The 10,925-nt window shown below is 44.2% G+C and carries 9 protein-coding genes (1 of these 9 only partly in view); all 9 read right to left on the bottom strand.

What is annotated here, in order from left to right; all coding sequences use genetic code 11:
• A protein-coding gene (gene accA, locus ACXAC1_RS13505) for an acetyl-CoA carboxylase carboxyl transferase subunit alpha (RefSeq protein ID WP_475062075.1) crosses the window boundary here: on the bottom strand, nucleotides 1-451 show its beginning. The gene continues 497 nt to the left of window position 1, outside the view; the window shows 451 of its 948 coding nt (coding positions 1-451); the start codon lies at nucleotides 449-451; its stop codon lies beyond the left edge, outside the window.
• A gap of 113 nt (nucleotides 452-564) precedes the next feature.
• Entirely contained in the window at nucleotides 565-4,035 is a 3,471-nt protein-coding gene (gene dnaE / locus ACXAC1_RS13500; RefSeq protein WP_475062073.1) for a DNA polymerase III subunit alpha, read from the bottom strand.
• Between the two features lie 4 nt (nucleotides 4,036-4,039).
• Complete coding sequence (gene rnhB / locus ACXAC1_RS13495) at nucleotides 4,040-4,639, bottom strand: ribonuclease HII (RefSeq protein WP_475063832.1); 600 nt, start codon at nucleotides 4,637-4,639, stop codon at nucleotides 4,040-4,042.
• 1 nt (nucleotide 4,640) lies between these two features.
• Complete coding sequence (gene lpxB, locus ACXAC1_RS13490; RefSeq protein ID WP_475062071.1) at nucleotides 4,641-5,777, bottom strand: lipid-A-disaccharide synthase; 1,137 nt, start codon at nucleotides 5,775-5,777, stop codon at nucleotides 4,641-4,643.
• A gap of 67 nt (nucleotides 5,778-5,844) precedes the next feature.
• Nucleotides 5,845-6,621 carry an acyl-ACP--UDP-N-acetylglucosamine O-acyltransferase gene (lpxA, locus tag ACXAC1_RS13485; RefSeq protein WP_475062069.1) on the bottom strand — a complete coding sequence of 259 codons (777 nt, stop codon included), beginning with the start codon at nucleotides 6,619-6,621 and terminating at the stop codon, nucleotides 5,845-5,847.
• Nucleotides 6,622-7,059, bottom strand: coding sequence for a 3-hydroxyacyl-ACP dehydratase FabZ (fabZ, locus tag ACXAC1_RS13480; RefSeq protein ID WP_133562914.1), 438 nt, complete (start codon nucleotides 7,057-7,059; stop codon nucleotides 6,622-6,624).
• Between the two features lie 7 nt (nucleotides 7,060-7,066).
• Nucleotides 7,067-8,101 (bottom strand): UDP-3-O-(3-hydroxymyristoyl)glucosamine N-acyltransferase, encoded by a 1,035-nt coding sequence (gene lpxD, locus ACXAC1_RS13475; RefSeq protein ID WP_475062067.1) that lies wholly within the window; start codon nucleotides 8,099-8,101, stop codon nucleotides 7,067-7,069.
• 3 nt (nucleotides 8,102-8,104) lie between these two features.
• A complete protein-coding gene (locus ACXAC1_RS13470) occupies nucleotides 8,105-8,599 on the bottom strand; it encodes an OmpH/Skp family outer membrane protein (RefSeq protein WP_475062066.1) in 495 nt (164 codons plus the stop codon).
• Between the two features lie 16 nt (nucleotides 8,600-8,615).
• On the bottom strand, nucleotides 8,616-10,925 hold the full coding sequence (gene bamA / locus ACXAC1_RS13465; RefSeq protein WP_475062064.1) for an outer membrane protein assembly factor BamA: 2,310 nt from the start codon (nucleotides 10,923-10,925) through the stop codon (nucleotides 8,616-8,618).

The following is a 10,925-nucleotide window of genomic DNA, read 5'->3' as shown; positions in this document are numbered from 1 at the left end:
TGAAACGTTCAGCCGCTTCCATTAAGCGTAAAGCTTTACGATAGCCCTCTGGGCGAGGCATACCGAAGTTACGCAGAACTTTCTCTTTAACTTCACGACCTTTTTGATGACCAATAACCATCACAGGACGACCATCGAGGCGCGCCACACCACCAACAATGGCACGATCATCCGCATAATGACGGTCGCCGTGCATTTCTTCAAAGTCAGTAAATACGTGATTAATGTAATCCAGTGTGTATGGGCGTTTTGGATGACGCGCCAATTGAGAAACTTCCCACGCACCTAAGTTGCTGAATAGGCTTTGCGTCAGAGTAATCTTCTTCTCTTCAAGTCGGCTAATCTCTTCACTGATATTCAGATCATTATCGTTACCAACAAGACGTAACTCTTCAATTTTTTGTTCGAGCTCAGCAATTGGCTGCTCAAAAGGTAAGTAATCTAGATTCATTTTTTACACGCTGCTATTAAGTTGCCTGATTATTCTACAGAAAGTTCTAGCTTCGAACATCCCATCGCGCCGTTCCATTGACGATACGCGAGTGTAAGAATGATAAAATGGCGCTAAGTATACACTAACTGCACTTTTTGTTTACCGTATTGTTTTTGAAGTTCATGAATTAATTCGTCATCCGGTCGAATTTTCCACTGTGGCCCAAGCTTAACATCCCCTGTGGCTTGATTAGTCTCAAACCCAATCACCACATCGCAACCATCACCTCGATAAGGTGCTATATGGCTAGCCAATGCATCGATGTTTTGTTGGGTGACTTCTTCTTCTAACCAATCAATACGTAATGCTTCAACATAGCGAATGCGAGCAGTAGCCATATCTAGCACATTACGAGCAGATACTTTTTGTCCGCCACGGAATTCATCAATACTGATTTCCCCCTCGACCACTACCACTTGATCTTTCACCAAGTATTGCTTCACGTTCTCAAATGTATCAGAGAAAACCGCCACTTCGATTCGAGCGGAGCGATCGTCCAAGGTAATAAAAGCAATATTACCGCCACGCTTACTTTTAGTAATCCGCATTTCAACGATCAGGCCAGCCATCACTTGAGTTTCACGCTTAGGCTGTAAATCAACAATCCGCTGACGAGCAAAGCGGCGAATCTCTTTTTCGTAGTCGTCAATTGGGTGACCTGTTACATACAGGCCTAAGGTATCTTTCTCACCATCAAGACGCTTACGACCATGCCACTCAGGTACGATACCAATTTCATCGTATGCATTCTCAGTCGATTCCTCGACCGCAATACCAAACAAGTCCATCATCCCTGCGTCTTCATTCTTAGCATTTTGGTCTGCACGTTTAAGTGCTTCATCAATGCAGGCAAACAAAGTCGCACGATTTGGACCAACCGTATCAAAAGCACCAGAACGAACCAAAGCCTCCATGACACGCTTATTGACCTTACGACCAACACGTTCACAGAAATCAAATATATGCTTAAAGGGCCCTTCTTTACGCGCTTCAACAATTGCTTCAATCGGCCCCTCACCCACGCCTTTAATCGCACCCAAGCCGTACACAATGGCGCCTTTTTGGTTAACCGCAAACTTGTAGACTGACTCATTGACATTTGGCAGATCAACTGCGAGGTTCATGGCACGACATTCTTCTACAAAAATAACGATCTTGTCGGTATTCTGCATATCGGCTGACAGCACTGCCGCCATAAACGGTGCAGGGTAATGATGTTTTAACCATGCCGTCTGATAGGATACTAATGCGTAAGCTGCAGAGTGGGATTTGTTGAACCCGTAACCCGCAAACTTCTCCATCAGATCGAAGATATTACCCGATAAATCCTTATCAATATTATTCTTCGCAGCCCCCTCCATGAAGATCAAGCGCTGCTCTTGCATAACCTCTGGCTTTTTCTTACCCATGGCACGACGAAGCAAGTCGGCGCCACCGAGAGAAAACTTTGCCAGTACCTGAGCGATTTGCATTACCTGCTCTTGGTACAAGATGATTCCGTAAGTCGGTTCCAGTACAGGAATAAGGTCTTCGTGTTGGTAATCTGGATGCGGGAAAGCAAGCTCAGCACGACCGTGCTTACGGTTAATAAAGTCATCCACCATGCCCGAACCTAATGGACCTGGACGGTAAAGTGCCACCAAGGCGATGATATCCTCGAAACGCGACGGCAATAGCTTCTTAATCAGCTCTTTCATACCACGGGATTCCAGCTGAAATACCGCTGTCGTTTCTGCTCGCTGAAGGAGGTCGTAGGTCGCTTTGTCTTCTAAATCAATCAGAGCAATGTCAAGAGGCTCTTTACCCTCTCGCGCATGAATCTCATTAATGGTTTTTAGCGCCCAATCAACAACTGTGAGGGTTTTCAAACCCAAGAAGTCAAACTTTACTAGGCCAGCTTCCTCTACATCATTTTTATCATATTGCGTAACAAGACCCGTTCCGTCTTCTTCACAATATAATGGGGCAAAGTCCGTTAGCTTCGTTGGCGCTATTACTACCCCACCAGCGTGTTTACCGAAGTTACGAACCGTACCTTCTAACGAGAACGCCATGTCCATTACTTCGGCAGCCGCCTCATCACCTTCAATGAACTCAACCAAAGCAGGCTCGACTTCAAGCGCTTTTTTGAGGGTCATACCGATTTCAAATGGAATGAGTTTCGATAGCTTGTCACCTAAACTATAGGATTTGCCTTGTACTCGTGCCACATCACGCACTACCGCCTTAGCCGCCATCTGACCAAAAGTAATGATCTGAGATACAGCGTTACGACCGTAGCGACGAGCAACATAATCGATCACGCGGTCACGATTATCCATACAGAAGTCGATATCGAAGTCAGGCATGGAAACACGTTCAGGGTTCAAGAAACGTTCGAATAGTAGGTCGTACTCAAGTGGATCTAGATCTGTGATTTTCAAGGCATAAGCCACCAATGAACCTGCACCAGACCCCCGTCCAGGCCCCACCGGAATATCATTGTCTTTAGACCATTGAATAAAGTCCATTACGATCAAGAAGTAACCTGGAAACCCCATCTGGTTAATAATATCAAGCTCGAAATTTAGACGATCAATGTATTCTTGGCGTCGGGTAAGTATACGCTCCCCATACTTTTTAACGAGAATTCCAAAACGCTCTTCCAGCCCTTTATGTGATATTTCACGGAAGTATTCTTCCATGGTCATACCTTCAGGAACAGGGAAGTCCGGCAGAAAGTATTTCCCTAACAAGACATCAACGTTACAACGTTTGGCTATTTCAACAGTATTTTCAATCGCTTCCGGCAGATCAGAAAACAACTCTTCCATTTCTTCGGAAGACTTAAAGTACTGCTCTTCCGTGTATTTGTGTTCGCGACGTGGGTCTTCTAAAGTAACGCCATCGTATATACAAACACGAGCTTCATGGGCCTCAAAATCCTCTCGATTGATAAACCGCACATCGTTCGTCGCAACCACAGGACAATCAAATTCTGATGCAATTGGAACGATTGCATGAATATAGTCCTCTTCGCCCGCTCTAAAGGTTCGTACAACCTCAGCGTAATAACGTCCTGGAAAAGTATCCATCCAACGTTTTAAGTAGTCCCGTGCCTCAGCCTCATACCCTTTAGCCAATAACACACCCACATCACCATTGACACCACCAGAAAGAGCAATGACGTCTTCATTGTGCTCTGCCACCCACTCTCGTTTGATGATTGGTCGACCTTCTACTTGCCCAAGCTGATAACCCTTAGAGATGACTTCGATGATATTTTTATAGCCTTGGTTCGACATTGCCAAAAGCGTCATACGAGTACGCTGCTCAAGCAAGCCTTCGGCTTCTAAAAGTATATCTGCACCACAGATTGGCTTAATGCCCTTGTCCATGGCGCCTTTATAGAAACGCACAAAGCCACACAAGTTATTCTCGTCCGACATTGCGACCGCTGGCATTTGCATCTTCTCAGCCTGAGACACCAAGCCTTTGACCTTTACTAGACCGTCAACTAGAGAGAACTCCGTATGGACCCTCAAGTGGATAAAGGAAGACATGACATTAACCTTCTATAATTCGTTTTATTGGACCGAAGCTTCGACGATGGATATCACATACCCCATGCTCTTGGATGGCAGCCAAGTGCACCGCCGTTGGATATCCCTTGTGTTTTGCAAAGCCGTATTCAGGATATTGTTTATCTAAAGCAACGATTTCTCTGTCTCTAGTCACTTTAGCAAGGATTGAGGCTGCTGCGATTGCAGCATGTCGTGCATCACCTTTGACGACAGCTTCCGCTGGACAAGGCAATTCTTTAGGTATCCGGTTACCATCAATAAGTGCATGCTCAGCAGCAATAGGTAATGAATCAATTGCCCGCTTCATCGCCAACATACTAGCATGGAGAATATTAATCTCATCAATTTCGGCAACGGATGCACGAGCAACGCTATACGCTAGTGCTTTGTTTTGAATTTCTTCAAATAGGGCTTCACGCTTTTTTTCTGATAGTTTTTTTGAATCGTTGAGTCCAACAACAGGATTTTCAGGATCCAATATAACTGCCGCAGCGACGACATCACCAGCCAAAGGCCCTCGCCCAGCTTCATCTGCACCCGCTACGAGTACACCGTCATATTGTAGGCTTACAAATGGTTCCAATTCAGGCACTCTGGATCTCCTGCGCTATTGCACTGGCCGCGGCTTCACCCGCATTCTTACATAGCATTTCATGTAGATCCATAAAGGTATTTTCTATCTGCGGCTCTTCTTCAAAGCGCTTCCACTCGTGCAATAAGGCCTTCGCTAACTTTTCAGGAGAAGCCTCATCCTGAATCAGCTCAGGCACCAGAGACTTTTTAGCAAGTAGGTTTGGCAAGGAAACATAGGGCACTTTAATCATACGCTTCATGATGGCATAGGTTAATTTTGTAAACCGATAGGCTACGACCATCGGGCGCTTCACCAACATAGCCTCTAAAGCGGCTGTACCAGACGCTAATAGAATGGCCTCACCTGCCGCCATCACATCACGAGACTGACCATCAACAATAGTAGCCTCTACATTTACATCAGCAAGAATGGTTTCTATCTGGATACGACGCTCTGGGTTCGCAGCTGGAATAATAAATTGAGCCGTATTAACCTGCTGCTGTATGACCTTCATTGTTTCAGCAAAAACAGGCATTAAACGACTAACTTCCCCACCTCGAGACCCAGGCAAGACAGCAAACCAATCACCTGATGTTGCTAGGCCTAATCGCTCACGAGCTTCTTCCTTATTACTATGAAAAGCCACTTCATCAGCCAAGGTATGCCCAACACATACAGCGGGTATGTTATGCGTTTTATAAATATCTAATTCAAACGGGAAAAGAGTCAACATTAGATCAACGGACTCTTTGATTTTAAAAATACGCTTTTGACGCCAAGCCCACACAGAAGGACTCACATAATGAATTGTTTTGATGCCATTTGAACGTAGTTTACGCGCCAGAGGTAGATTAAAGTCAGGCGAGTCAATACCAATAAATGCGGTAACATCACACTCAAGACAGTGATTCAAAATCGTCTTTCGAATACCCAACAATTCACGTAACCGCCCAAGTACTTCTATGAGCCCCATGACAGAAAGACGCTCCATAGGAAAAAGGCTGTGAAATCCTTTTTCAATCATTAACGGCCCTCCGATCCCTTCAAAAACAGCATCAGGAAAGCGTGTTTTCAAATGCTCAATCAAGTTGGCCCCTAAGATATCACCCGAGGCCTCACCCGCGACAATTACAAATCGTTTTTTCATAGTTAATGTTAACCTTCATAAAAAAACCCCGACAAAATCGGGGTTTCTTCGAAACTCAGCTTACTTGCTAACGAACAATGCCTCGATTCGATTGACGTATTGAGAGCACGAAATCAGCAATTTCTTGAATCTTTACAATATCGCTCGACTCAATCTCACTTAATGCCAGCTCTAGTGGCATACCCTTGATGTAAACCATTTTATAGGCAGAGCGCAGAGCTTTGATCACTTCTGCAGGCATGCCCCGTCGGCGCATACCTTCGAAATTCATACCATGAGCTTTCGCGGGATCACCGGATACCATCACATAACGTGGTACATCCTTAGTCACCATCGACCCCATGCCACACATACTATACGAGTTCACTTGGCAGAACTGATGAATACCTGTGTAACCACCTAAAATAACAGAATCGCCTAATTTAACGTGACCAGCTAAAGCAGCGTAATTCGCTAAAATATTGTTATCACCGACAACACAGTCGTGTCCGACATGGGTGCTTGCCATAAACAGATTACCGGAGCCAATTTTAGTGACCCCGTGGTCCTGAACAGTACCTCGATGAATCGTGGCATTTTCACGGATCACATTGTCATCGCCAATGATAAGCTGAGTAGGCTCACCTTTATATTTTTTATCTTGGTTTGCTTCACCAACGGAGGCAAATTGATAAATCTCATTAGCCTTGCCAATGATTGTATGCCCATTCACAACGACATGAGACTTCAACACTGTACCTGCGCCAATTTGCACGTCTGGACCGACAATACAAAAAGGACCAATTTCAACATCACTGTCTAGTTCAGCTTTTGGATCAACTATCGCAGTTGGATGTATCAACACTTAAAGTTTCCTGTCTGCACAAAGAATGGTAGAAGAACAAACTAGCTCGCCTTCAACTGTTGCTTTTACTTCAAACTTCCAGATACCACGACGCTCGGTCAAGATCTTCGCTTCTAACTGAAGACGGTCACCTGGTACAACTGGACGTTTAAAACGGGTGTTATCAGCACCAACAAAGTAATAAATAGAGCCATCTTGTGGTGTTTTATCCATGGTTTTAAAACCAAGAATACCGGCTGCTTGAGCCATCGCCTCAATAATTAAAACACCAGGCATTACTGGATGATCTGGGAAGTGCCCGTTAAAAAACGGTTCGTTTACCGTCACATTTTTGTACGCAACAATTGATTCACCACGTGTTAACTCGACAACACGATCCACAAGTAAAAATGGGTAACGGTGAGGTAGGTAACGGCGAATTTCATTCACATCCATCATTTATGCATTAACCTTTTGTTAAAAGCGTATTAACTTGTTTTTCCAATTTAGAAATATGGGCAGCCATACTTTCGATTCGTCGTAGACGAGCAGCAGATTTGCGCCACTTTTGAGTAGAATCAAGAGCTGTCCCAGAAGAGTAAGAACCTGGGGTGTCAATCGAGCGAGTGACTAAACTCATTGCCGTAATATGCACATTATCAACTAATGTAATATGCCCCGCTAAACCTGCACCACCAGCAATTGTACAGTTTTTGCCAATCACAGAACTTCCCGCGATCCCAACACAACCCGCAATCGCGCTATTATCACCGATTACGACGTTATGAGCAATTTGAACGAGGTTATCTATTTTAACACCATTACCAATAATAGTGTCATCGATTGCACCACAATCGATCGTTGTATTCGCACCGATTTCCACATCTGCACCAATACAAACACTTCCTAACTGATGTATCTTGACCCAAACCCCATCATTAGGAGCAAAGCCAAAACCATCTGCACCAATTACTGCGCCGCTATGAACAATACATCGAGCTCCAAGACATACCCGATCATACAAAGTGACGTTTGCAGCTAAGCGAGTGTTCTCACCAATCTGCACCTGCTCGCCGATAACCGTACCTGCACCGATAACACACCCATCAGCAATCTGCGCATGAGCCCCGATCGAAACATTGGGTGCGATGGAGACATTCATCCCAATTTTTGCGTCTTTATGAATAACAGCACTTGGGTGAACGGTCTGCTCCCACCCATATCCTGGTACCGCAAAAAGAGCACTAGCTTTAGCAAAGGCTAGATAAGGATTACGAACAACTATGGCATTTCTAACTTGTTCAGCGTCTTGTACGTTACGTATCAACACTGCTCCAGCTTCAGAAAGACCTAACAGGCTAGAAAATTTAGGATTTGAAAGAAAACTCAACTGCTCAGCTGTGGCGTGCTCTAGGCTACCCAATGCAGAAACGGTATATTCAGGATCACCAAATAGTTCGCCGCCTACTGCGGCGGCGATTTCAGAAAGGGTGTAACCCATTCACTACTTCTCTTTATTTAATTTTTCAATTAACTCAGCTGTAATATCAACCGATTCATTTGTGTAAATCGCTGCTTGTCGCGAAATCACAGCGTCTAACTTTTTCTCTTTAATCAACTCTTTCAACGCTGCCTCACCTTGAGGTGTCAAATTTTGAATAAGCTGCTGCTCCATCTGTTGCGCTTGCTGCTGCATCGCAGCTACCATTTGACGCAACTGAGCCTGCTTTTGATTTACCTCAGCACGACGTTTTTTCAAATCTTCCGTAGAAAGCGTTAATTCATCACGCTTGAGAGATTCGACCATGTCCTTAAGCGCTTTATTCTCTTGATCTAAACGCGCCTTCATTTGATCCACTTGCTGGCGAGGACCTTTCGCAGCTTCTTGTCCTGCCTTGCTTTGTAGCAACGCAGCCCTGAAATCCAAAACAGCAACCTCAGACGCCATTGCTTGCGCACTTAAAAGGGCAACCAAGAACAAAGTAATCATTTTATTCATAAAAAATCCTTAACAATTAGAAGGTTGTACCAAGCTGGAACTGGAACACATCGGTATCATCACCTTTTTTATCATTTAGTGTTTTAGCAATGTTGAATGACAATGGTGCAATTGGCGTAATCCACGTCCAGTTGAAACCAACACTGTATCGAATCTCTCCAGCATCAAAGCCTTCTTCACAGCTGGTACTGCCTGAATAACAGTAGTCCGTAAATACGTTACCAGCATCTAAGAAAATTGATGTACGTACAGAGCTGTGGTCTTCAACCATTGGCATTGGGAAAATCACTTCTGCAGTAGCAGCGACAAGCATATTACCGCCAATAGAATCTGTTTCAGTGTCGTCACTGTAAGTGTTACGTGGGCCTAATGATGAAGCACTAAATCCTCGAACGGTGTAAACGCCACCCGCATAATAGTTTTCAAAGAATGGTAAACGATCTGTATCGCCATATCCAAAACCATAACCCGCTCGCCCCTTCAAATGAAACAGCCACAAGTTATCCTCACTCAGATTCCAATACGCTTGAGAAAGAGCACCAATCTTAGCGTAGGTTTGATCCCCTATTGGCGTAGCAACGTCCAGTGTCACTCGATGACTAACACCACCCGTTGGCAAAAGCCCTCCAACGATATCATTATCGGTCCAAACAACATTCGCAATGACATCATCGAAAGAGTCGCCATACTCATCTAAATACGCTTGAGTTTCCAAGGAAGGATTGGAGCCAAGGTCCACACCTGTGTTCTTAACAGTGACACCAAAACTCAAACGCTGCGTATCCGTAATTGGATAACCAAAGTTCACTGACGCACCAATTCTATCTAGATCGTAGTCTTCAACATCATCATCATCGTGATCACTCACTTGATAAAACAGGCTGTAACCGCGACTAACGCCATCAACCGTAAAGTATGGGTTATCATAAGAGAGAGTGTAATCTTGAGTTTGGTTTGTTCGACTCATATTAAACGCAAGCTTATTACCGGAACCTAAGAAGTTACGCTTAGAGACACCAAAGCCTAATACAGTACCGTCTGACTGAGAGTAGCCAATACTTGCCTGGATACTTCCTGAAGGTTGCTCTTCAACCGATACATCGAGATCTACCTGATCGACAGTACCTGGAACTGGACGAGTTTTAAGGTCTACTTTAGAGAAGAAGCCTAGGCGCTCAATCGCTCGTTTCGAGGATTGAATCTTAGTGTGAGTCGCTAACGTACCTTCAAACTGAGTCATCTCACGACGCAACACTTCATCTTTAGTTTCTGAATTGCCACTAAAGTTGATGCGACGCACATACACTTGTGGTCCTGGCGTAATATGGTAAGTCAAATCGACTTTATGATCTGGAAGCTTATTCGGAATAATATTTACATTTGTAAACAAGTAGCCATCATCACCAAGCTCGCTAGATACTGATTCCATGATTTCAGTGGTCTGTTTGCGCGAGAACACGTCGCCTACTTTTTGATCAACATGCTTCCAAATACGATCCTCTGAAATTGGCAATGAACCGCTTAGAGAAACATCATTAATTGAATATGGTAAACCTTCATTGATGTTTACAACCACATAAACTTCACGCTTATCCGCCGAAACGCTTACTTGATTTGAGATCAGTTCATAATCCAAGTAACCACGATCGAGATAAAAACTACGCAGCGTTTCCAAGTCACCTTGAATTTTCTGTTTCGAGTACTCATCCGCAGAACTAAATGGATTGAAGTATCCCGTCTCAGCAGATTGAAACTTATCAGTTAGCTCCTCATCAGAAAAATTCTTATTGCCAACAATATTAATATGGACGATTTTCGCCGTAACACCTTCTTCGATATTAATATTGAGAGCAACTCGGTTTCGCGGGAGCTCCTCTACATCCATCTTAACCTGAGCACTGTAACGTCCAAGTGCATAGTACTGACGCTGCAACTCTTGTTGAATTTGGTTTAAGGTTTCAGGCTTATACAGCTCACCTTCTTCTAAACCGGATAAACGAAGGCCTCTCTGAAGGTCTTCAGTAGAAATCATGTCATTACCATCGATTTCTATTCGCCCTATCGTCGGACGCTCTATTACTTTAAAGATAACAACATCATCTTCTTCGAATACTTCAATATCACTAAAGTACCCTGTCGCAAAAAGACTATTCACTGCCTCATGAACACGAGAAGAATCGTATCCTTGTCCTCGCTGAAAACCGATGGTTTCGAATGCGCGCGCAGGTGACATTTGCAACAACCCATCAACACGCACATCCGCCACTGTCTTCGCATAACTTTGAGCACTACAAATCGCTAACACTGATGCTACAAAGACTTTCAC

It is taken from the genome of Marinomonas sp. AWM4_232, assembly GCF_056158325.1.
This window is presented reverse-complemented; position numbering and strand designations above follow the sequence as displayed.

What these genes read in the sequence shown, in the direction of transcription:
- lpxD (WP_475062067.1), bottom strand. Translation starts at nt 8,101, where the DNA reads ATGGGTTACACCCTTTCTGAAATCGCCGCCGCAGTAGGCGGCGAACTA.
- lpxB (WP_475062071.1), bottom strand. Translation starts at nt 5,777, where the DNA reads ATGAAAAAACGATTTGTAATTGTCGCGGGTGAGGCCTCGGGTGATATC.
- dnaE (WP_475062073.1), bottom strand. Translation starts at nt 4,035, where the DNA reads ATGTCTTCCTTTATCCACTTGAGGGTCCATACGGAGTTCTCTCTAGTT.
- ACXAC1_RS13470 (WP_475062066.1), bottom strand. Translation starts at nt 8,599, where the DNA reads ATGAATAAAATGATTACTTTGTTCTTGGTTGCCCTTTTAAGTGCGCAA.
- fabZ (WP_133562914.1), bottom strand. Translation starts at nt 7,059, where the DNA reads ATGATGGATGTGAATGAAATTCGCCGTTACCTACCTCACCGTTACCCA.